Source organism: Colwellia sp. MB02u-9 (genome assembly GCF_014077085.1).
Lineage (GTDB): Bacteria > Pseudomonadota > Gammaproteobacteria > Enterobacterales > Alteromonadaceae > Cognaticolwellia.
Window position 1 is genome coordinate 1 of the sequence record NZ_JACGVF010000099.1, and the last position, 23,569, is coordinate 23,569.

Annotated in this window: 16 protein-coding genes, 2 tRNA genes and 2 pseudogenes; 11 read left to right on the forward strand and 9 right to left on the reverse strand. The window is 38.1% G+C overall.

Translation table 11 applies throughout. From position 1 onward, the window contains the following. The 6 genes and pseudogenes from H4J65_RS14965 to H4J65_RS14990 form a co-directional block, all read left to right on the forward strand. A pseudogene (locus tag H4J65_RS14965) lies at positions 1 to 169 on the forward strand (IS110 family transposase); the annotation flags it as partial. Positions 170 to 437: 268 nt separating this feature from the next. Continuing rightward, positions 438 to 1,325 (forward strand): annotated as a pseudogene (locus H4J65_RS14970) (IS110 family transposase); the annotation flags it as partial. Positions 1,326 to 1,773: 448 nt separating this feature from the next. Further along, positions 1,774 to 5,817 (forward strand): response regulator, encoded by a 4,044-nt coding sequence (locus H4J65_RS14975; RefSeq protein ID WP_182198700.1) that lies wholly within the window; start codon positions 1,774 to 1,776, stop codon positions 5,815 to 5,817. After that, positions 5,814 to 6,635 (forward strand): protein-glutamate O-methyltransferase CheR, encoded by an 822-nt coding sequence (locus H4J65_RS14980; RefSeq protein WP_182135479.1) that lies wholly within the window; start codon positions 5,814 to 5,816, stop codon positions 6,633 to 6,635. Before H4J65_RS14975 ends, H4J65_RS14980 begins: the two co-directional genes overlap by 4 nt. Position 6,636: 1 nt before the next feature. Beyond that, entirely contained in the window at positions 6,637 to 7,209 is a 573-nt protein-coding gene (locus H4J65_RS14985; protein ID WP_182135477.1) for a chemotaxis protein CheB, read from the forward strand. Next, positions 7,199 to 8,938: an EAL domain-containing protein gene (locus H4J65_RS14990; protein ID WP_182135475.1), complete on the forward strand. Its 1,740-nt coding sequence runs from the start codon at positions 7,199 to 7,201 to the stop codon at positions 8,936 to 8,938. The genes H4J65_RS14985 and H4J65_RS14990 overlap by 11 nt, the downstream gene beginning before the upstream one ends. Positions 8,939 to 9,469: 531 nt before the next feature. Here H4J65_RS14990 and H4J65_RS14995 read toward each other — a convergent pair. Both H4J65_RS14995 and H4J65_RS15000 read right to left on the reverse strand, forming a co-directional pair. Further along, a complete protein-coding gene (locus tag H4J65_RS14995; protein WP_182198701.1) occupies positions 9,470 to 9,931 on the reverse strand; it encodes a flavodoxin family protein in 462 nt (153 codons plus the stop codon). Positions 9,932 to 10,514: 583 nt separating this feature from the next. Further along, positions 10,515 to 11,024: a peptide-methionine (S)-S-oxide reductase gene (locus tag H4J65_RS15000; protein ID WP_182198814.1), complete on the reverse strand. Its 510-nt coding sequence runs from the start codon at positions 11,022 to 11,024 to the stop codon at positions 10,515 to 10,517. Between the two features lie 422 nt (positions 11,025 to 11,446). Between H4J65_RS15000 and H4J65_RS15005 the strand changes: the two genes are divergently transcribed. Both H4J65_RS15005 and H4J65_RS15010 read left to right on the forward strand, forming a co-directional pair. Continuing rightward, positions 11,447 to 13,330, forward strand: a complete 1,884-nt coding sequence (locus tag H4J65_RS15005) for a TonB-dependent siderophore receptor (RefSeq protein ID WP_182198702.1) — start codon at positions 11,447 to 11,449, stop codon at positions 13,328 to 13,330. Positions 13,331 to 13,445: 115 nt separating this feature from the next. Then, a complete protein-coding gene (locus tag H4J65_RS15010; RefSeq protein WP_182198703.1) occupies positions 13,446 to 14,306 on the forward strand; it encodes an EamA family transporter in 861 nt (286 codons plus the stop codon). 393 nt (positions 14,307 to 14,699) lie between these two features. Here the strand turns inward: H4J65_RS15010 and H4J65_RS15015 are convergent, their stop codons facing one another. From H4J65_RS15015 to mutY, 5 genes are all read right to left on the reverse strand, one after another. Next, positions 14,700 to 16,226 carry a carbon-nitrogen hydrolase family protein gene (locus H4J65_RS15015; protein ID WP_182198704.1) on the reverse strand — a complete coding sequence of 509 codons (1,527 nt, stop codon included), beginning with the start codon at positions 16,224 to 16,226 and terminating at the stop codon, positions 14,700 to 14,702. A 658-nt stretch (positions 16,227 to 16,884) separates the two neighbouring features. Next, positions 16,885 to 16,960 (reverse strand) — tRNA-Thr (locus H4J65_RS15020). A 113-nt stretch (positions 16,961 to 17,073) separates the two neighbouring features. Then, a tRNA-Phe gene (locus H4J65_RS15025) sits at positions 17,074 to 17,149 on the reverse strand. A gap of 488 nt (positions 17,150 to 17,637) precedes the next feature. Next, a complete protein-coding gene (locus H4J65_RS15030) occupies positions 17,638 to 17,910 on the reverse strand; it encodes an oxidative damage protection protein (protein WP_182136562.1) in 273 nt (90 codons plus the stop codon). 46 nt (positions 17,911 to 17,956) lie between these two features. After that, complete coding sequence (gene mutY, locus H4J65_RS15035) at positions 17,957 to 19,039, reverse strand: A/G-specific adenine glycosylase (protein ID WP_182198705.1); 1,083 nt, start codon at positions 19,037 to 19,039, stop codon at positions 17,957 to 17,959. A 297-nt stretch (positions 19,040 to 19,336) separates the two neighbouring features. Between mutY and H4J65_RS15040 the strand changes: the two genes are divergently transcribed. Next, positions 19,337 to 19,675 carry a YggL family protein gene (locus H4J65_RS15040; protein WP_182136560.1) on the forward strand — a complete coding sequence of 113 codons (339 nt, stop codon included), beginning with the start codon at positions 19,337 to 19,339 and terminating at the stop codon, positions 19,673 to 19,675. A gap of 157 nt (positions 19,676 to 19,832) precedes the next feature. Next, positions 19,833 to 20,558: a tRNA (guanosine(46)-N7)-methyltransferase TrmB gene (trmB, locus tag H4J65_RS15045; protein ID WP_182198706.1), complete on the forward strand. Its 726-nt coding sequence runs from the start codon at positions 19,833 to 19,835 to the stop codon at positions 20,556 to 20,558. Between the two features lie 783 nt (positions 20,559 to 21,341). On the opposite strand, the gene H4J65_RS15050 is transcribed toward trmB, so the two are convergent. Then, positions 21,342 to 21,686, reverse strand: a complete 345-nt coding sequence (locus tag H4J65_RS15050) for a hypothetical protein (RefSeq protein ID WP_182136558.1) — start codon at positions 21,684 to 21,686, stop codon at positions 21,342 to 21,344. Between the two features lie 533 nt (positions 21,687 to 22,219). On the opposite strand from H4J65_RS15050, the gene H4J65_RS15055 reads away from it, so the two are divergent. Further along, positions 22,220 to 22,876 (forward strand): GNAT family N-acetyltransferase, encoded by a 657-nt coding sequence (locus tag H4J65_RS15055; RefSeq protein ID WP_182198707.1) that lies wholly within the window; start codon positions 22,220 to 22,222, stop codon positions 22,874 to 22,876. Positions 22,877 to 22,890: 14 nt separating this feature from the next. On the opposite strand, the gene H4J65_RS15060 is transcribed toward H4J65_RS15055, so the two are convergent. After that, positions 22,891 to 23,367, reverse strand: coding sequence for a methylated-DNA--[protein]-cysteine S-methyltransferase (locus H4J65_RS15060; protein ID WP_182136555.1), 477 nt, complete (start codon positions 23,365 to 23,367; stop codon positions 22,891 to 22,893). Positions 23,368 to 23,569: the final 202 nt, after the last annotated feature.

The window sequence follows — 23,569 nt, forward strand, 5'->3', positions numbered from 1 at the left end:
AAGGGAAAAAGGCAATACTCACCAGGCAGCTGTGCGTTCGTTAGCATTTAAGTGGATACGGATCGTATTTCGATGCTGGAAAACTAAAGAGCCATACAATGAAGCCAAGTATTTAAAAGCGTTGATCGACAGAAATTCGCCATTACTTTTTAAAGAAAAAGCTTGTTAAAGGTCTCAGGGCGTAGAGCGGACATTAGATTAATTTGATTTTCGGTATTAAATTCTATGATTCTATGGCGATTCGGGGCACATAGCGATTTATGGACTTTACTCCCTTAAGCTATGTTTTAGCTAACTATTCAGGAGAGCATACAATGTTAAAATTTAATGTTATCGGTATTGATTTAGCAAAAAACGTACTTCAAATCTGTGTTATTAGCAAACATGGTGAATTAGTCAGTAATAAAATGGTCAGTCGTTAAAAATTAAAAGAGAGATTAGCCAAATCATCACCTTCGATTGTTGGTATTGAAGGTTATGTTAGTAGCCATTATTGGGGGCTGTTAGCCGAATCATTCGGTCATGATGTGCGTATCATCAGCCCTAAAAAAGTAAAAGGGTTTCTCGAAGGTCATAAAACAGATGCAAATGATGCGCTTGCTATTGCAAACGCTGCTATGCAAATAGGATTAAAATACAGTAAGCCTAAAAATGAAGAGCAACAATCACTTCAATCTCTTGAAGCTATTCGTATTTTTCTTTCTAGGAATATCACATCATTAAGTAACCACATTCGGGCAATGTTATACGAATATGGCATTGTTAGTGCTAAAGGGGCTGCTAGACTAAGAAAGGTTATTGAAGATACGTTTGAAGAAAACAATGCGCTTCCTACTTGCCTGATATCTACATTATCAATTGTGGGCACAATATCTAAACTTGAAAAAGCTAAAAACTCGATAGTTCGTCAAATAAAGCCATGCAAGCAACTGATGGCATTAGAAGGTGTCGCAGAAGTTTGTGCTGGTATGCTTTATTCTTCTATAGGTAATGGAAAACAGTTTAAAAATGGCAGAGAGGCCTCAGCCTTCGTTGGATTAACACCAAAACAATATAGCTCTGGCGGTAAAGTATTCATGATGGGTATTGATAAAAAAGGTAGGGTTAAAGAATTAAGAACCGCTTTATATCAAGTGGCTATGTCAATAGTTACACATTTGCCAGATGAACCGAAAAAAGTTAAGCAAGCCTGGCTAATTCAATTGGTAAAGCGAATCGGTATTAAGCGAACATGTCTTACGCTGGCCAATAAAACCCTTAGAACAGCTTGGGCAATGCTCAGGCATGAAAGTAAACATGAGCAACAACAATTAATTGCAGCATAATAATTCAGCATAAACGTTAAGACCAACCTATTAAAACCTGTCTATCTCGAAAGTCATAAAGACTGCCATAGCAAAAAGAATAATAGGTGCGCAAACATCATAGGCTAGAGAGTAGCTCTCTCAATAATAAGCCGTATATACGACGGCATCTTACTTGGTAAGACTTACTTGACATATCGCACTTCTAGTGCTAAAGATACATTTAGATGTCTGATTTAAAATAGAATAAATAGATGTCTGATTTAAAATAGAATAAATTCTTAATATAATAGTAGTTTATGGATCACAAAGTTTCAGGCTGAATTCACTTTCTTGAACAATAATTTAATCACAGATGCCTTTTTTCTTATTAGGCATAGTTATCTTTAAGCGAAAAATACGGTTTTCTGCCGGTAACGTGCCAACTAACCTGTATTCAATGACAAACAAATAATATTTGAGGTTCATGATGCGTATAACTATTCGATTTAAACTCCTTGTCAGTTTTGTTTTATTTTCCATGCTATTAGTTTTTTCAGCTTATTACGGTGTTAATTCATTACATGAAGTTAATAACGGTTTTAACGCTCAAAAAATTAAACTTGCGGCGCGTATAAATCAAGGAGTAATTGCAGTATCACGCGCTGAAAAAAATATTATATTATCAATAGATACCGATGAGATTGATGAGTATATCGATTTTATTCGCTTTACCACCGAAGATATGGAACAACGTCGTCAGTTGTTACGTAGCTTAGTTGATGATGAAAGTAATGTATTACTCGATAAGTTTTCTAAAACCTGGGGGGGGTACTTAAGAATAAGCAATAAAATAAACAACTTAGGAAGGGTTAACGCTAATACACATGCCAGAGAACTATCACAAGGCGAAGCACGGGAAGCATTCGATCGCGCCGCATTAGCAGCACAAAAAATTGCCGATTCAAATGAGTTAGAAGCCGTTGCCGCCAAAGAGATTGAAATATTAAGAAAAGTTGCTGTTAAAATAAAACTAGGTACTCAATTAGCCTTAGCCTTAACCGAAATGCAACGGGCAGAAAAAAACTTTATTTTGGCTAAAACACAAAAAGAAATGCAAGAATATATCGCTACCGGTAAATTACGAAAAGAAGAAGTCAGTAATTTATTTGAAGTATTAAAACCTTTATTAACAGAAGAAGGACGATTACTAGGTAATCGTTTTATTCAATCCTATAACGATTATGAGCTGTTATATAACAAAGTTCAAGAATTAACCCTCCTTAATACCAATGCCAAAGCGTACAATTTATCTACTGGTAAAGGGCGTCAATTAAATGATTTAGCACAAAAGCAAATGGCTGCCATTGTTGAAAAGGCGGAATCGGACTTAGATGTCGACAAAGCCGCTAACGACCAGCGCATTGAAGATGCTCGCAACTTCCTCATTACCTTAACCCTCATTAGCCTTATTATTATCGTTTTTATCGCACTCTTTTTAACCAATACCATTAACAGTTCATTATCTGATGCCATCATTTATTTAAAAAGTATCGCCAAAGGGGATTTAACTTCTAGCCTTGAAAAAAAGCGTGATGATGAAATTGGTGAATTAATTGACAACATCAATGCTATTAACGTCTCACTACAAGAAGTTAACGAAACCACCAATAACATTGCCAACGGCAATTATGATCAAAAAATCGTGGAACGTAGTACTCATGATGTGCTTTCCCAGTCTTTAAATGTTATGAGCAAAAGGCTAGCCTCTATCACCTTAAAAAACAGTGATAATGAATGGTTAGCTCAAGGGCAAATAGAGATTAATAAAGTTATTCGTGACGTCAAAAATGCCAAAGAACTCGCCGAAGCCATCATCAGCCACACCACACAATACATTAATGGCCAAGTAGGCACTTTCTATGAGCTTGCTGATGATACTGAAAATGAGCAAGATGAATTTTTCCTTACAGCCAGCTACGCTTTTACTCACCGTAAAGGCGACAATAATCGCATTACAATGGGGGAGGGTTTATTAGGGCAAGCTGCTTTTGAGAAAAAAATATTATCGATCACTCATCTACCGGAGCATTACACCCGTATAAATTCATCTCTGGGTGACACCTTACCCAGTAATGCGTTATTGATCCCATTACTTATTGCTAACAAGGTCGTAGGCGTCATTGAAATAGCGGCTGTTACCGAGTTTACTTCATCACACCTGAAATATTGTGAAGTGATAGCTCAAGCTATCGCGGCGGGTTTACAGGCGCGTAAAGGTAAAGACAGAATTGATAACTTACTAGCAGATGCACAAAGCCAAACTGAAGAGTTAGCATCACAATCGGAAGAATTAAGGGCGACTAATGAGCAGCTTGAAGAGAAAAATTCAGCGTTAGATCAACAGAAAAAAGATTTACAAAAACAAGCGGAGGATATCGCCGAGAAAGCCGCTGCTATTGAAGTTAGCAGCAAATATAAGTCTGAATTTCTCGCCAATATGTCTCATGAATTACGCACCCCGCTAAATAGTTTTTTATTACTGTCTAAAGCATTGAGTGATAATCCTAAAGGCAACCTGGATGAGGAGCAACTTGAAGATATCAAGATTATTTATGAAGGCGGTACAGATTTACTGCATTTAATAAATGACATTATGGATTTATCTAAGGTTGAGGCCGGCAAGTTAACACTTCAAAATGAGGAAGTTACATTAGATCACATCTGTAAAAACCTACAGAATTTATTTTCCCCAAGTGCAAAAGATAAAGCATTAGCCTTCACTGTGACACGAGACGATGACGCGCCGGCAACGATTATTTCGGATCAGCAACGCTTAGAGCAAATATTAAAAAACTTTTTATCAAATGCTTTTAAGTTTACCCCTTCAGGTACTATTGAATTTACCATTAAGAATGTTCCCAATAATGTTCGTTTTTTACATGCTAACTTACAGCCAACGAGTGCAGTGGCACTTTCAGTAACTGATACAGGCATCGGTATTGCTGCTAATAAACAACGCGAAATATTTGAAGCCTTCCAACAAGCTGATGGTTCAACCAGCAGAAAATATGGCGGCACTGGTTTAGGTTTAACCATTTCTAAAGAATTAGCACACCTGCTTGGTGGTGAAATACAACTCAGTAGTATTCCAGGGCAAGGCTCTACTTTCACCTTATATTTACCTATTGCTAATGCTGCACTGTCGAATACGACAGAGCACACGATAAACAACTACACCACACCCTCTTTGGTAAATGAACCAATAATTGAAATACAACAAAGTCTTATAGAGACCACCCCCATTAATAACGTTGAAAGCCTCATGGGGGATGATAGTCATAACATCAGTGAAGGTGATAATGTTATTTTGATTATTGAAGATGATGAAGCATTTGCTAAAACCTTATTAAAAATGGTGCGCGGTTATGGTTATAAAGGCCTCGTAGCCACTGATGGTAGAAATGGCTTGTATAAAGCGTTTGAATATAAACCTAAAGGCATATTTCTTGATCTGGGTTTACCTGACTTATCCGGTAAAGAGGTATTGGAACAATTGAAGTTCCATTTATCGACCAAACATACCCCAGTTCATATCATTACCGGTACAGAAGAAGATACCGAGCTACTGAAAATGGGCGCTCGTAGTTTTGCACAAAAGCCGGTAGACGCAGACGATATAGAAAAATTACTACAAGATATTGAATATATCAATTCCGGGGAAATACGAAAAATTCTCATCATCGAAGATGACGAGAATAGTAGGCACGCCATTAGTCAACTCATTGAAAACAAGGGCATTAAAACATCTAGCATTAATAGCGGTAATGGCGCCCTTACATACCTTCATGATAATGAGGTTGACTGTATTATTCTTGATTTAGGCTTACCCGATATCAGTGGTTTTGATTTTTTAGACATATTAGCTGATAACCTTAGTATTAAAAAGACCCCTGTTATTGTCTTTACTGGCGCAGAACTCGATGATGAACAGCGCAGTCAACTTAACAAACACTCGGTTAGTTTAATTTTAAAAGATGCGGCTTCACCAGATAAACTATTAGATGAAGCCTTAATGTTTATGCATAGTATGAGTAAAGATTTATCCTCTACCCAGAAAAAATCCATCTACAATATTCATGATGAAAGCAAGCTACTAACCGGGCGAAAAGTATTACTGGTTGATGATGATATACGCAATACTTTTGCTTTATCAAAAAACTTGCAACGATTAGGCTTAACCATTTATGAAGCTGACAATGGCCAAACCGCACTGAATAAATTAGTCCAGCATAATGATATTGAACTAATATTAATGGATATTATGATGCCAGTGATGGACGGCTATGAGGCAATGAAAAAAATAAGACAAGACCCCCTTTATAAAGATGTGCCTATTATAGCCTTAACAGCTAAAGCCATGCCGCAAGATCGCGCCAAATGCATTCAAGCAGGGGCAACTGACTACCTCACTAAACCGATTGATTTTGACAAGTTATGTTCCATGTTAAAAGTCTGGTTATTTAAAAAATGAACCCGCATGATATAGAAGAATTTGAGTTAGATACCATACTTGACTTAATTGATAAATGTTACGGTTACAATTTTAAGGATTACTCGCGTGCGAGTATTAAACGAAGAATTCAAAACCTCGCTAGCGCCTGTAATTGCGAGCATATTTCTGAGTTGATACCTAAAGTATTATATCAAGATAACTTTTTGGATAAATTCCTAAAAGGTATGTCGGTCACAGTAACTGATATGTTTCGTGACCCATGGGTTTTTAAGATATTTAAAGAAAAAATCATTCCGCAGTTGCGTATTCACCCACAAATTAATATCTGGCATGCCGGCTGTGCTACTGGTGAAGAAGTTTACTCCATGGCAATATTACTTAAAGAAGAAGGTCTACTTAAATATTCTCGTATTTACGCCACAGACTTTAACAATCATTCTTTGGATATTGCTAAAAAAGGCATTTATCCACTTGAAAAGATGCAACGTTATAGTAAAAATTACCTAGATGCGGGGGGTAAATATTCGTTATCAGAATATTACGATGTTAAATACGATGTAGCCAAATTTAGTCGTGAATTAACTGAACGCATTACTTTTAGTCATCATAATATGGGGGTTGATCAAGCATTTGGTGAAATGAATCTAATAATATGCCGCAATGTACTGATATATTTTAATAAAACCTTACAAAACCGCGTATTTACCTTGTTTTATGACAGTTTAATGCCGAGAGGGGTTTTACTATTAGGTGATAAAGAAAGTATTGATTATTCGGAAATAAATTCTAAACTTACTGCGGTTTCTAGTAAAGCAAGAATTTATCAAGTGAGATAACATGAACAACTACGAAGCTATTGTTATTGGTGTTTCTGCTGGAGGTTTACACGCATTAAATCGTATTTTACCTCACTTTGATCAATCGTTAAAAACCCCTGTCATTATTGTACAACATCGACAAGACGAGCACGAAAATATGTTATCAAACCTGTTAAATAACATGACTACAACGCAAGTAAAAGACGTTGAGTTTAATGAAGTGATTAAACCACAAACCATTTATGTTGCCCCATCAGGATACCACCTGCAAATAGAGGCAGATAAAAGCTTTTCACTATCACGTGATCCTAAAGTGGAATATTCCCGTCCCTCTATTGATGTGTTGTTTGAAAGTGCTGCCGATGTTTTTAAAAATAAATTAATTGCCGTTATTCTTACCGGTGCCAATTATGATGGGAGTAATGGTTTAAAGAAAGTTAGAGAATTACGCGGACTAGCCATAGTAGAAAACCCCGCTACCGCAGGGTTTTCTACCATGCCTGAGCGAGCAATAACAATTGCAGGAGCCGATCACGTGTTATCGATTGATAAAATTGGTCAATACCTTAAGGAATGTTGCAATGGTCCATAACATTGATGGCAAGGCACAAGCGCCACGACCAAATTTGCTTGTTGTAGATGACAACCCTAAAAATTTGCATTCAACTAAACGTATATTACAAGAATTAGAAATCAATATTATTACGGTCGAGTCTGGTGAAGACGCGTTAAAAGCGGTGGTAAACCACAGTTTTTTCTTAATTTTAATGGATGTAAACTTACCTAATATGAGCGGCTTTGAAGCCGTGACCTGCATACATTCAAATGATAACTATAAACACATACCCGTTATATTCCTTACGGCGGTTAATAAGGATGAAATTTTTGTAAAACAGGGATACGATACTGGGGCGGTAGACTACCTAATAAAACCCATTTCATCACATATATTAATCAGTAAAGTAAAAATATTTCTAGATTTGAATGCCGCCCACGATGAAATGTATCGATTAGCGACAACTGATACCTTAACTAAATTACCTAACCGAGCTCACTTTCAAAGTTACGAATTATCGGTACTTAATTCGGCGGTTCGAAATAAAAGTATCTTTGCCATTTTATTTTTAGATCTTGATAATTTTAAAGAAATCAACGATACCTTAGGTCATGATGCGGGTGACATATTATTAAAATCTGTTGCTAATAATATAAAGGATTGCTTGCGTAATAGTGATATTGTTGCACGTATGGGCGGGGATGAATTTGCCATTATTTTGTCAACGATTACTTGTTCTGAAGATGCCGGAGTCGTCGCCCAAGAAATATTAAAGAAAATTAATGTTATTACTAAATATCTTGATGATGAAATACGAACGACAGCCAGCATAGGTATTGCCACTTACCCTAGCTGCGGTGAAAGCTGTGCTGAATTAAATAAATCAGCAGATATCGCCATGTATAAAGCCAAAGAAGCTCGTAATGGTTTTCAGTTTTATAATGCTGAAATGCAGAAGAAAATGTTGATGCGTTTATCGATAGTACAAGGTTTACACCATGCTATTGAAAATAATGAATTTGAATTGCATTACCAACCTAAGGTCGATGTTAAATCCAATGTCATTATAGGAATGGAAGCGTTATTACGCTGGAACAGTGCGAAAATAGGAGTCATAGGTCCAGATAAGTTTATTCCTATCGCAGAAGATACCGGGCAAATTATCACTATCGGCAATTGGGTATTGAAACAGGCTATTGAGCAAGCTGTACTTTGGAATAAAAATAATGCACCTCACTTACAAAAATCAATGGCGGTAAACGTTTCGGTAAAACAATTAACAAGTAAAGACTTTATTAATACTCTCAAAAAAAACCTAACAAGTTCAGGGCTTGCACCAAGTTTACTCGAGCTTGAGGTGACAGAAACAGCATTGATGGAAAACAAAGAATATGCCACTACATTATTAAACGACATTCATGAGTTAGGCGTTAAAATTTCGATTGATGACTTCGGTACGGGTTATTCTTCACTGAGTTATTTACAAAAATTGCCTATTGATACCATCAAGATAGATCTCTCTTTTGTTAGAGCGATTAATACTGATAAAGGTACCGATTTAATTATCAAAGCAATCATTGATTTAGCACATACTCTAGGGATGATTGTTATCGCTGAGGGTGTTGAAAACTTAAATCAAGTTCAGTTCTTAACCCAGCTTGGTTGTGATGTATTTCAAGGATATTATTTTGGCAAACCGAAACCCGAAAATCGATATGATGCTATTAACTTAACCGATATTACTAATCTAAATAGTGCGATATAAGTCGCTTAAAATAGGAGAGGAATTTCTTGTATTAGCTATATATCATCAAAATCCTTGTCACTTACCTTAAATGAATTCATGAAGTTGAATGAACAAATACCGTTTATTTTACCTCCTCAAAACAGTCATAAACCTTATGTTTTTAATTAGAGAGTAATCTTTTGCTAATATAAACCTACCTTTGTATGGTGCTATGGGGCGTTAGTGCCTTAGACTTAATACTCTATATTTATTCAAAACTTAAATAATTCCAATGTCTGCTTTGGGGATTTGAGATCTAACGCCATGCAAAAGTTTTAGTCATAATTTTAGTTGTGAATGGATGTGAATTTTGAATGAAAAAGGAAGTTTTAGAATCTCTGATCTGCTGTTATTAACTCAAAAACTAATGTCAGGTAATGGCTATCAGTTGTCGTAAGGCTTAACTAATATCCTATGACCGCAATGGTGGCTCAGGAGTCAGTCATGGTGATGTTCAATCGGGTTGGATGATGCTATGAAATCTATGACCTCTGCAATGTAAAAGGCGAATTAATAAATTCCAATATCAAGTCCGGCAGCCATTGTCATACCTAGTTCTTCACACTGGTCAAGAAACGTTGATTGCCAGCCACCACGGCACACTAATGGTGGTCGAATCCAATTCCAACGCAAACCTGTACAGATCGATTCGACTGCCCGACAAGTACCAGTTCCATCATTCCCAGCACGAACATATAACGCACAAGGCAATCCCTGCTTTACTTCCAGACAAGGGTAATAGCAGCGATCAAAAAAATCTTTCAAAGCTCCACTCATATAACCGAGATTTTCAGTCGTCCCCAAAATTATCGCATCACATGCTAATACATCCTCAGGTGTAGTTTCTAAAGGTGGTATCCAGCTTGTTTTAACCTGTTCAATATCAGAATGCTGTGCACCTTTCAATATCGCTTCAACCATTAATTGCGTATTTTCTGAAGGAGCATGCGCTACAATTAAAAGTGTTTTCATTGGTCAACTCACTTTGACTTAAAACGCCCCTTTGGAAATAAAGGGTCATCGAAGTTTAGTTCGTTTATAGTGACATAGTCAATTTAGCCACAAAGTTAGCATTAACAGTTTGATGACGAATGAACGCTGTGGTGGCATTTTTGCCAGTCAGATTATTCGATTAATTGGTAATACTTATAGTCAAATTAATGCGTTTTTATATCTGTGGAGAACTATAATCGTATCAAAGTGAACATAAAACAGGGTGATTTTAATCTATTATTTAGGTCAGCAAAGTGGCATAAGTGATCGAAGAGGTTAAATCTAGTAAACACAACATACAGTGGTCGGTTGGGCTAAGTGGATAGCCCTTAAAGCCAGCCGCTTTTTTGCGGATATATTGTCGGGCTTATGAGTCGACTATGAATTAACTTGATGTTGCATTCTTAGGGCTAGTGATGATTTTAAATTTGTCACTAGCGCAGGCTAAACCTGTGAACCTTGAAATAAATGCCATCATTTTTTAGGTTTATACATGATGTTTTTAAATTAAGGTAGCACTTTGTCTGAATAGCTAAATATTGGCATAAGGTTATTTTTAACGCTACTTGTATTTATGTAATATCTGCTTAGGAATATGACAATAATCATCAGGAAAGCGAGTTAATCTTTCTTGATGTTCTTCATCGCTTTTCACATAATTAAGCAGTGGCAAAACTTCAACCACCATCTTATCGCCATCGTCGTGGCGGGCAATATACTCGATAGCCGTTTTGAGGTGACTAGTGTGTTGACTGTATATGCCGGTGCGGTATTTTTTACCAATATCTTCGCCTTGCTTATTGACACTGTAAGGGTCAATAATTTCAAAAAAGTAACCTATTAGCTCATCAAGATTAACAGCGCTTGGGTAGAAGGTTACTTTCACACACTCTGCATAGCCATCATAACTAGTGTTGGTGCAATCGGTTAAGCCATTAGCTCGACCTGCTTCTGTGGTAAAAATGCCAGGTAAGTGCTTCATAAATTCTTGCACACCCCAAAGGCAACCGCCGGCGAAATAAACAATTTCTTGTGTCCTGTTAGCCTGCTTAATATGTTGTTGTGGTTTTATCACTTGTTGGCCTTTATAAGAGGTGAATTAAGTTTTATGCGTTATGTTATTGATTATGGCAATAGCGAGTAAATTGTTACTGCTCTGTTTTTTACTAATATATTTATACTGCGCTGTTTGTTCTAAGTGTGTTTGTTATATACCCAGTTGTAAACCGTTATCAGTTGAGCATGGTTACCATGTGTAATATTTTACCCGCTAAGATATAATACTGATTCACGTAACGATTACTACCTTTCAAATAAACCTCAACTTTATCTTACGATATTTTCGTTTGGTTGTTCCCATATGTTTAATCCTATTGTTAGCACAAAGATGAGCAATAGCTCTTTCTGCTACTGGGTTATATAGTTGGGTGAGTTAGGGAATACATAAAATCGTTTTTACTTAAAGATCAAACAGTGTAAATAGAGAAGATTAACATGATTCGAGTTGTACCAATTGCTTTGCCCGTTTTATTATTTAGCCTATCAAGCTTTTCATCGGCAGCCGACGATACTCATGATGTAACTAATGATGTAAGTAAAAAAGTCAGTAATAATATTGAGCGAATTACGATTGAGGCTTCAACCACGGCTAATACTAAACCTGTGGGCACCTTTGGTTCGCCAGTTTCAAACCTAGAATATGATCCGCGCGTTGACCTACAGTCGCGCAATATGGCAGAAGCTCAAGCCGATGTAACTATTCGTGGTGGTATTTTCGAAAATACTGGCTTTAGGGTGGGTAGCGCGACCTTACTTGATCCGCAAACCGGACATTACTTTGCTGAAATTCCTATTGCTCAGGAAATGTTATCTAACGCTAATATACTGACCGGTGCAGACAATGCTCTACTCGGTGTTAACAGCTCGGTAGGCACGGTTTCGCGCGACTGGACAGCCATAAAAACCGCAGGTAGTGCTTCAATTGGCGCAGGTAATAATAACTTTAATCTACAACGCGTACACAGTGGCATTAGTATGGCATTGGCTGATTATACCGATTGGACTATCGGTGCTGAAGCTGAATATTCTCGCTCTGAAAGTGACGGTACAATAGAGAATGGTGACCACGACTTTCAACGTGCTTCTGGTCGTATTCAGTTAGTTGGGCCATCATCACAGACTGATCTGTTTTTTGGCTCTCAAGAAAAGTTTTTTGGCTGGCCAAATATGTACACGCCATTTAATGTTAATGAAACTGAAGATATTAAAACGCGATTATTAATTCTTAATCATCAACAGCAGTATGCACAAGACAGCAGCTTTGAAATTTCCACTTATTTTCGTCGTAACAATGACCATTATGTTTTTTCGCGTGAAAACCCTGATGTATTTCAAGCCTTTCATGAAACTGAGGTTAAATCGATAGCCGTTTCTGGTCGCCATGCACAAACAGCATCATTTGCCCTGAATTACTCAAGTCAGTTTATAGCAGACAGCATTGAATCAACTACGCTTGAAAATAACTTTACCTCTCGCCATTATTACAAACTCAGTGTTTTGCCTGAATATCGAATGGATCTACAAGAGGATCAACAGTTAACTGTTCGTCTTGGTGCTGCTTTTGACGACACTAACCGCGACGATTCACAAGTGTCACTAATTGGTGATATAACGTGGAATATCATCAATGCTGATGACAGCTCACAAACACTTTATTTCTCTTATGCAGAAGCGAGTCAAGTGGCAGGTTATACTGCTATAGGGGGCAGTAATAAAGGTGGATTATTCAGAAGTAATTATGATCTTGAGCGAGAAACCACTAAAAATATTGAATTAGGTTTGGCATTAGATCGAGAAACTTGGCGTCTTGATGCGGCTATTTTTTATCGACAAGATGATGATTTAACCGATTGGACTTATAGCTTGAGTTCAAGCTCTGCGCGTTCGGCAAATCCGGTTGATATCGATACATTAGGTTTAGAGCTACTGGCGGTAAAGCGTTTTGAGCATGCAGAAATTATCACTAGCTATACCTTCTTTGACAAGTCTGAAAATTATGGTGCTGCGGATATCGATGCTAGCTTTTATGCCTTGAACTACCCAGATCACCGCGTAACCTTAGGGCTTATTTGGCACCCAACCGACATTGTTGAAGTCCGTGTTGATAACGAGTGGCGCAAACAAGAAGAAAATATCCTTAGAAACGGTGATGACGACGCTTTATTTACCCACCTTACGGTAAAGATTTCTCCTACGCAGTTTGACGGTTTAGATATTGTGCTTGCAGCAGATAATCTTTGGGATGAATCTTTTGAAGAAGTACCAGGTACGCCTGGACGCGGAGAACAATACACGCTTAGTGCTACTTACCACTGGTAACATGGTTAAAAGTACTTGCATCGGCCCCAGCTTATTGGCTGGGGTCAAATTATTACTCAGTAGCATTTGAACAAAAGCTATTGAATAAACTAACATTAATTATTAGAGACCTTGAATGATTTATCTCGTGATACCTACGCTGATTTGGGCTTTTTCTTTTGGTCTTATAGGCAACACACTCAAAGGTCTTGACCCACTTCAAATAGCAGATACCCGACTATTATTTGCGTTGATTGCTTTTCTGCCTTTTATAAAACTAGCGAACACCAACCGGCAGGAAAAATGGCAACTGATATTGCTTGGCGCACTGCAATACGGTGTTATGTATACCTGTTATCTTTCCGCTTTTCGTTATATACCATCTCATTTAGTGGCGCTATTTAGCGTGTTTACGCCACTTTATATCGTTATTATCAACGATCTTCGACAGCGTTGTTTTACACCTTGGTATTTAGTGGCGACACTACTGTCTGTTTTTGGCGCCGCGGTTATAAAAATGGACGATATAGACTCAAGCGAAATTTGGTTAGGGTTTTTCCTGATGCAAATAGCCAATATGGCTTTTGCTTTTGGACAAGTTTATTATCGTGATTGGAAACAAGACAGACCAGATATTAGTGACAGCTCTGTATTTGGTTTTTTATACCTAGGTGCGGCGGTTTTTACTAGCATAGCTACCCTGTTAATTTCTTCGCAGCCTCCTATTCCTTTAGATGCAACACCAACGCAGTGGTTGGTTTTAGTTTATATGGGCTTCATTGCTTCAGGGCTTGGTTTCTTCTTTTGGAATAAAGGCGCAACCCAAACCAGTGTCGGGGTATTAGCCACGTTTAACAATGCGGTTGTGCCACTGGCTATGTTTGCCTCCTTATTTATTTTTGGTGAAGCTAAGGGCGGATCACCAGAAGAACTGCTCAGGCTTGCCATAGGATCACTGTTAATTGTGGCGGCACTCTTGATCGCAAAACGAAAATAAATTCTAAATTCTAGGTGCTAGATATTAGGTGCTAGGTGTTTGTGGGATATTTATCGCTAAGCTGCTTGAATATCCCTGCATCCCTCTATTATTGGGGGTAATTGATATGAGTCGTGCGAAAATAAGCATGAAATTAAGCATGAAATTAAGCCAACACTCACTGATAAAAACAGCTAGGTTGTTAACGCAAATTTAGGGGCAGTGTCAGAGTAAACTTTCAAATATCGCCCATCTAGGCGTCAGACTAAATTCGGCTATTTTGTCGAAAACTTTCCCCACAAAATAGTCGCTATATTTCAAATCAGCACCTGAAGCGTTAGATTCGATTTCAGGTGCTTTGAACCGACAGATTTTCAAGTAGCTAATGTATGCTATCGATAACCAACTGACCAACTAAGCTTTGTCATGCTCGGTAATGCTATACAAATCATGACGTCTATCTCGCATGGTATGTACAGAGCCATGACTATGTAACTGCTTTAATAAATCTAAATTTACGTCGACGATAACGGTCATTTCTGAATTGGGTGTTGCTTCCGCTTTAATACCTGTAGTGGGGAAAGCAAAGTCAGACGGCGTAAAGACGGCAGATTGCGCATATTGAATATCCATATTATTCACTTTGGGCAAATTACCTACTGCGCCAGCAATGGCGACATAGCACTCATTTTCAATCGCTCTTGCCATCGCACAGTGACGTACTCGGGTGTAACCATTTTGGGTGTCGGTTAAGAAGGGCACAAACAAAATATTCATCCCTTGATCGGCCAGTATTCTCGAGTACTCTGGAAATTCGACATCATAACAAATCATGATACCAATTTTGCCACAGTCAGTATCAAACACCTTAAGATTTTTACCACCCACCATAGACCAGCTACGCACTTCTGCTGGCGTTAAATGAATTTTATCGTAACGTTCCCATGAACCATCACGACGACACAAAAAACCAGAATTATAAAGATTGCCATCAACAAAAAACGGCATACTACCGGTAATAATATTAATATTGTAACTAATGGCAAATTCGATAAATTTATCACGAATTTGTTCAGTATATTCCGCCAACCGGCGAATACTTTCAGTTAAACGTAAGTGATTAAATTCGGCCATCAAAGGCGCATTAAACAATTCAGGAAACAAGACAAAGTCACTTTTGTAATCTGAGACTGCATCGACATAAAATTCCATTTGTTCAAATAAATCATCAATGCTTTTCATAGAACGCATTTGCCATTGTACTAAACCTAAACGCACTTCTGAGCGTGGGGCATTGATCAGCTTTACCGATTTAGTATAAAAAATATTTGGCCATTCCAGTAACGTGGCATATTCCATTGATTCCTTATCACCTGATAAGTAACCGGTCAGTAACTTGCGGACATAGAAATCATTAGCAAGCTGAAAACTTAATACCGGATCATATAATTCTTTAATTTTAACTTTTTCAATGTACTGCTTTGCACTCATTTTGTCAGCATGCTGTGCATAGTTAGGCATACGACCGCCCGCGACAATAGCGCGCAAATTCAAGTTTTCGCAAAGTTCTTTACGCGCATCGTACAAACGTCTAGCCAAACGTAACCCACGGTAACTAGGGTGAATAAAAACCTCAATACCATACAAAGAGTCACCTTTGGGATCATGATTATCAAAAGTCATATCGCTCGTGATTTCAGCATAAGTATGTTCATCACCAAAATCAGCATATTCAATGATTAATGAAAAGGCACAACCGACTACAACGCCATCAACCACCACACAGATTTGCCCATCTGGAAATTTAGTTAATAAAGCTTTTACCGTAGATTCATTCCAGGTTGCTAATTCTTTATTAAGGTAAACTGATTCACTCGCTTGTCGAAGCTCTGTCATATCTTGCAAGGTTAAATGACGGACGGTAACGCTATTTGCTTCCATTTATATTCCTAATCGATATTGGTCATAATCATTCCTTTCTCTCATCGTAGAGTGCAAAAAGACGATTGTTGTGATTTTTATACCAAAAAATCAACTTATACAAGCATATTATAAAAAATATAGCACAGCGAAACATCAGCCCAGATAGCACTTAGGAACTTATCAGAGAAACTTATCAGGCCAACCATAATAACTTGTGCCTATTTCCCGCAATAAACTCAACTAAAATTCAACGGCTTGGCAAGTAGGGTGGAAAACATCTAGCTAGGATCACTTTATTAATAAAGGGCTATTTTAATAAATCTGCATGACACCAACTTGCAGGTTCTTACTGCTAAATTTAAATGACAGCCTTAGTCAGGTGGCATGCTAAAAGCTGTGTATTAGAGACTTTCTAACACCTTGCTACCCTTAGGGTTAATTCATGAATAGGACGTAGAATAGATGGGATAGGGGAGTTTATTGGTATTAATGAAACACCTCTAGCATTCGACTATTTTATAGCAACAAAAAAGCTCTAACCGAGCTTAGGGCTTGATGCCTACTGCAAAGGAATTGTGCCGTCTGTTTTGCTTATTTGAGCTACTGATTCAATCAGTGTCAGTTTATTTTAGGCAATAAAAAAGCCTCAACATTGCTGTTGAGGCTTCGTTATGAATGGTGCCGACTGCCGGAGTCGAACTGGCGACCTACTGATTACAAGTCAGTTGCTCTACCAACTGAGCTAAGTCGGCACACGAAGAACGTGTGCGATAATTATATTCTATTGAACTAACTATCTTGGCACCGAATCAACATCGGAACTTGTTGATTCTACATTTAACTTAATAAAAGCTAAAAGTGTAAATGGTGCCTCGACCCGGAATCGAACCAGGGACACGAGGATTTTCAATCCTCTGCTCTACCGACTGAGCTATCGAGGCACATTAACAATCATAATGATTGCTCTGTACATTGTCTTCTTGGCTGTGCCTTGAAGACGGGGCGTATTAAACTGTTTTTCGTTTACCCCGTCAACCCTTTTTTTTAAATAAATGTTTGTTTGCCGTTTTTTTCAACGTATTGTGCTTTTATGGAGCAATTTAGGCTGAATCTTGCTATTTCTAATCGGTAATATCGTCATTAATTTGTTTATGCAGTGTCATGAGTAATCAGGATAAATGCTGTAGAGGTGCGATAAAAAAGTTGTTTATTAATAATAGGCGGGTAAATAGGCTAGGGACTATTAAGTAGTAAAGAAAAAAATATAAGAAATAAATCAAAAAAATACATTAACAGTGGCTGCAACAATCAACTTTGTGGCGAAAGCCGGCAATAAAAAATTTATCAGTCAGGTGTTAACTAAAAAACGGCAGAAAAAAAGGGGATATATTTTAACTTATCCCCTTATTAGGTCATTATTTTTAGGTAATTATTTTTTCTCTGGTGTGAAGCCTTCGATTTCAGGTTCTTTACCTTCAAAGAGATAGGCGACCATGGCTGATTCTAAAAATGCGCGGTCATCAGGGTTCATCATATTCATTTTCTTTTCGTTTATCAGCATGGTTTGCTTTTTTTGCCAGTGACCCCATGCTTCTTTACAAATGTTATCAAAAATACGTTTGCCTATTTCGCCTGGATAAAGTTGAAAGCCAAGGCCTTCGGCTTCTTTTTGTAAATTTTGGCAAAAAACGGTACGGCTCATAATAAGGTCTCTTTTTGTCTAAGGGATGAATAAATGCATATATAAATTAAACAGGAAGTTGCTCAAGCTGTTTAATTAATTTTTGTGTCGATGCGGCTAAACCAACTGATGCGACTGTGGCTAAATTGTACCATTGCAATGTGCTATTTTCGCTAATTTCTTTTGCCGGTAACATTTCACAATCTATCACTATGGCTTCTATGTCGAGATGAAAGTGGCTAAAGGTATGGCGAAACTTATCTAAGGCAAATGTTGCTGTTTGCTTTAGGTTTAACTCGGCTAATAAATGCGGTAGTTGGTCAAGGTCTGATAATTCTAAGAAGCACCATAAGCCGCCCCAAATTCCTGCTGGAGGGCGTTTTTCCATTAATACTTGCTGAGCAATACGTGGTATCACCATAATAGTGTGTTTTTCTGGTATGGTTTTTTTCGGTTTCTTTTGTGGATAATTTGCTTGTTCATCGCTAGCTTGAGCTAAACAACTGCTTTTTAGCGGACAAATGTCACACTTGGGCTTAGAGCGTGTGCAAACCATAGCGCCTAAATCCATCATGGCTTGGTTAAACTGCGCCACGCCAAGTTTTGGTGTTAATGCATCGGTAATGGGCCACAAGGTTTTTTCATAAATGGCTTGGCCAGTATGTCCTTGTACTTTATAGCAGCGGGCTAAAACCCGTTTTACATTGCCGTCTAAAATGGCGTGATGTTTGTTTAAGGCTAAGCTTAATACTGCGCCTGCAGTAGAGCGTCCGATACCAGGAAGCGCGATTACCTCGTCAATATTTTCAGGAAAATCACCTTGATAGTCGTCACGAATTTTTTTTGCTGTTTTGTGTAAGTTTCGTGCTCGTGCATAGTAGCCAAGCCCGGTCCAGTGATGTAGCACGCTATCTTCATCGGCATTGGCTAAATCAATAATGTTAGGAAAGCTTTCCATAAATCTTAAATAGTATGGGATCACGGTTGCTACTTGCGTTTGCTGCAGCATAATTTCTGAAATCCAAACTCGATAAGGGGTTTTGTCTTGCTGCCACGGCAAGTGTTTTCTGCCTTGCAACTGAAACCATGATAATACTTGGTCGCTAAATTGTTGCGCAGATTTGGCTGAGATAGTAGTTTTATTTGTCATATTGGCGACAGTGTAGCGAATAAAGCTGAAATTTTCATTGCAAAAATTTCTATTGCCTCTATCCTCTCGCAGTTAGTTAATATATACCCGCTCCACTTCAAGCTGTAGATTTCAGCAAATCGAGAAAGGGTTAGCTACCTGGTATGGATTTAAGAGAATAGTGGTTATATTGTCGAAACTCATATCGCCGAAGACTACCCTTTATCGGCTTGCGTGTAAGGAGCTTAGCTCTGAAACTGCACCTTAAAGTGAAACGGCTATCGTGTTTGCTTTAAACCTAACTGTAAGGAATGAAAGATGAAAATAGATGCAAAAAATCGTAGTGATCGTTTACGTAAAAAATTACGTGTTGATGAGTACCAAGAACTAGGTTTTGATATTGCTTGGCAACTAGATGAAGGCGCTGACAATGAAACAGTTGATGCATTTTTAACTAAATTTTTCGATGAAACCATAGATCCAAACGGCTTAGGTTTTGGCGGTGAAGGTGATACTTTGTGGCATGGTTTAATTTGTACTCAAAAACTGGGTAAATGTACAGAAGCACATCGCCAATTAGTAGAAAAGTGGTTAACAGATAATGGCGCAAGCTCAGTGACTGTTGGCCCATTATACGACGTTTGGTGGGCAGAGTAGTCCTTAACAAACGATATTAACCCGAACTAAGGTTAAATAACTTTACGGGCGTACAATTAGATCTTGATAGGCATTATGCGGTGATTGAATTTTAGTCATTAAACAAGGATAATGTGCGCCCCAATTTTGATGACGTAAGTAAATAATAGATAGCATTATGATAGACAGAAGCCATAAAACCGTTGAACAAGCAGAACAAGAAGGCAAGTACATTAGAAAAGTACGAAGCTTTGTCAAGCGCGAAGGCCGCCTTACTAATGGCCAAGCAAAAGCGTTAGAGCAGTTTTGGGATACGATGGGATTGAAACATCAAGACGGATTGATCGATCCTAAAGTTTTGTTTGGTAATGACAACCCTATTGTGCTCGAAATTGGTTTTGGCATGGGTAAATCTTTAGTTGAAATGGCTAAAAATTCCCCTGAGCTTAACTTTATTGGTGTTGAAGTTCACCGTCCAGGTGTTGGCGCTTGTATTGGCTTAGCCCAAGAAGAGGGTGTTAATAACCTAAAAGTTTACGAGCACGATGCTATCGAGGTTTTAGCCGATTGTATTCCTATTGAGTCGTTAACGACCGTACAATTATTTTTCCCTGATCCTTGGCATAAGAAAAAGCATCACAAACGCCGTATTGTGCAAGCCAGTTTTGTTGAGGCTATTCGTCAAAAGCTGAAAGTCGGTGGTGTGTTTCACATGGCAACTGACTGGGAAAATTACGCACAGTGCATGTTAGAAGATATGACATCTTCGCCTGGCTTTAAAAACTTATCAGTGAACAATGATTATGTACCACGTCCAGATTCACGTCCGTTAACTAAGTTTGAAAACCGCGGTCAAGACCTGGGCCATGGTGTTTGGGATCTACAATTTACCAAACTTGATTAATTTTGATCAGTTGGTTACTACACTGAGTGAGTGATGACTTCGAGTTATTGATAACACTGTCAGTGAAAAAAAAAGAGCGAATACGCTCTTTTTTTGTGGGTGATCTATGAAGTTCAGTGTGGCTGATATTTAAGGCTGATGGACTAAAGTCCACCCTACATCGAAGCCTACGGGTGATAATGTAATCTTGGGCAGTTTTGTAGGTCGGACTTTAGTCCGACAACCGCACAGCATACGCATAACGTGATGTTCACAAGATAAACAGACAGGTATTTCTTTGTATCTGAAAGCTGAAAGCTATTTTCCCTGACAACTACTGATAGCTGAATTTTAAAAGCTGACGGACTAAAGTCCATTCTACATAGGGCCTACGGGAGATAATGTAGATTTAGGCGATTGTTTTGTAGGTCGGACTTTAGTCCGACAACCGCACAGCACACACATAACGTGATGTTCACAAGATAAACAGACAGGTGTTTTTTTGTATCTGAAAGTTGATAGCTATTTTCACTGACAACTACTGATAGCTGCATTTTAAAAGCTGATGGACTAAAGTCCAACCTACATAGAGCCTACGGGAGATAATGTAGATTTAGGCGATTGTTTTGTAGGTCGGACTTTAGTCCGACAACCGCACAGCACACGCATAACGTGATATTCAAAAAGTAAACAGTCAGGTGTTTCTTTGTATCTGAAAGCTGATAGCTATTTTCCCTGACAACTACTGATAGCTGAACTTTAAAAGCTGATGGACTAAAGTCCAACCTACAAGTGATTCAAGTTCTAGCGGTGTAGTTTATCTTGTTCAATATGAAATAAATGCTGACTGTTACGCAAATTACCGGTTTCTATTAACCATTGCTGGTTAATAATTTCTCGCATTAATGCCGCTTGTAATACTCTGCCGGCAGAAGCGCTCCAATAACTAATCGTTGCTGCTTGATGGGCTGTGGTATTGGGATGTAGCTCTGAACGTGTTTCGGCCATTTCCTCAATAATATTGGCAATAACTTTTGGTTTTAGCTCTTGTATTATTTGACGTTTAAATTTGGTGAAGTGCTTAGCCCGCCGAAGCTGCCAAATTAGCCAAGCTAAAAATAAAACCGCGATAAGTGCAATTATTTCCAAAACTATACTCTAGTATCTCTGTTAAATATCAGCGACATCATAACAGTAAATTGGCTCACGGTTAAATTTTTAATAGCGCTATTTCTTCCGCTGTTTATTTAACAAAAAGGCTATAAATTGCCCTGACGTTTTTAGCGTTTTCAATATGAAAAAATAAAAATAGCAAGCGATTAAACTTCCTATTTTTATCTACAGTATGTCGGCTATGTTGCGATCACATGGATGTGAATGAGCCGAGATTTGCTAACCATTAGAGTTTATTCTAATGCTATTGGTGCTCTGTTATACCTTTAATCAAAGCATCAGTTACCGTGTTTAATTGATTTGCAAGGGTAGATGTTTTATCTTCGGCTTTTACTATTTTACTATTTCACTTAGCGCTTTATCAGCCATAGCTTTAATTAACTCAACATCTTTTTTACTATCAGCCACTTTGGTTTTTTTGAACGTCTGGTCAAGCAAGTTGATGGGCAAAAATCACTTGAGATTATAATGATGATTGCTGGTTTGATTTTAATTAATAAGGAAGCAAAATGAAGGCATTAATTAGCGCAAACATTGCGAACCTGGATAGTTTTTTGTTAACCATGCCTTATCGCATTGAGGGTGACTATGTTTGTCATACCCGTTGGCCTAATAAATATTGGCAAGCTGGCTTTAGTGCTACTGCTGAGCTTACTCCTCATCAGCTAGGTAAAAAAGTATGGCTCAGTATTGATGATATTAAAACAGAGCAGTTTACTCGTTCTCACCTAACATTGATGAATTTAAAGCTAGATACTATCTTAACTGCTAGTTTATCGCCACGGGTAACGCTTGAAACTGATTTTACTCGCTGGGCTTTTGCTTGTGGATTAGGTTTTAATTATGAGATTGACGCTAATGTGATCAAAACATTGGCTGAAAATGTAAATAATACCCTGCTGTCGCTAAAAATTGGCCAAGACATTGCCGTGACTGCCATTCTACATAAAACCGGTGATACCATTGGCTTGCACCAAATGACGACGCTACCTGCTTTTCGTGCTCAAGGTTTAGCGAAGGAGATGATGCAGCACTTAATTGCCTATGCTAAGCAAAGCGGTGCGCACTTTTTCAGCTTACAAGCTTCTCAGGCGGGTTTACCTTTATATGAAAAGTTAGGATTTGAAGCCGAGATCCCTTTGTATATGTATCGTAAAAAAGATTAAATCGTTAATCAGTATCAAACCCTAAATTGCGCCCCTTCATGCATCAACAGTTTTGCCTTTAATGCCAAACCACCGGCATAACCGGTCAATTTTCCGTTGCTACCAATAACACGATGACAGGGCACGATTAACGCTATGGGATTTGCGCCATTTGCGCTACCGACCGCGCGAACCGCTTTTTCATTATTAATACGCTTGGCAATCCAGCCATAACTTTTGGTTTCGCCACAAGGTATTTGCATTAAGGCTTGCCAAACTTGCTGTTGAAAATTGGTACCAGTAGGCGCTAGCGGTAGATCAAAGTGTTTTCTGTCACCGTCAAAGTATTCAGTTAATTGTTGGATGACTTGCTTGAACTTAGTTTTATCTTCAGTCAAACCGGCCAGTGTAATTGGTGACTTTCCGGTTTGAAAAGCCAGTGCGCTTAAGCCATTGTCGTTTGCCGTTAAGGCAATTTCACCTAAGGGTGATTGATAAGTACAGTAATACATTTAAAGCTTCCTCAGTGTTAGTGCTGACATTTAGGGCTAGTATTTAGTGATGATATTGAGTAATGACATTTAGTTATGATATCGAGTGCTTAAATGGTGTCATTAGTTTTGAGTTGCCAGCGACTGCCATAAATATATTGCCGCATAAGCGTGCACTTTCACATACCTCAACACTTAACATATTTGTCCTATTACTCTGGTT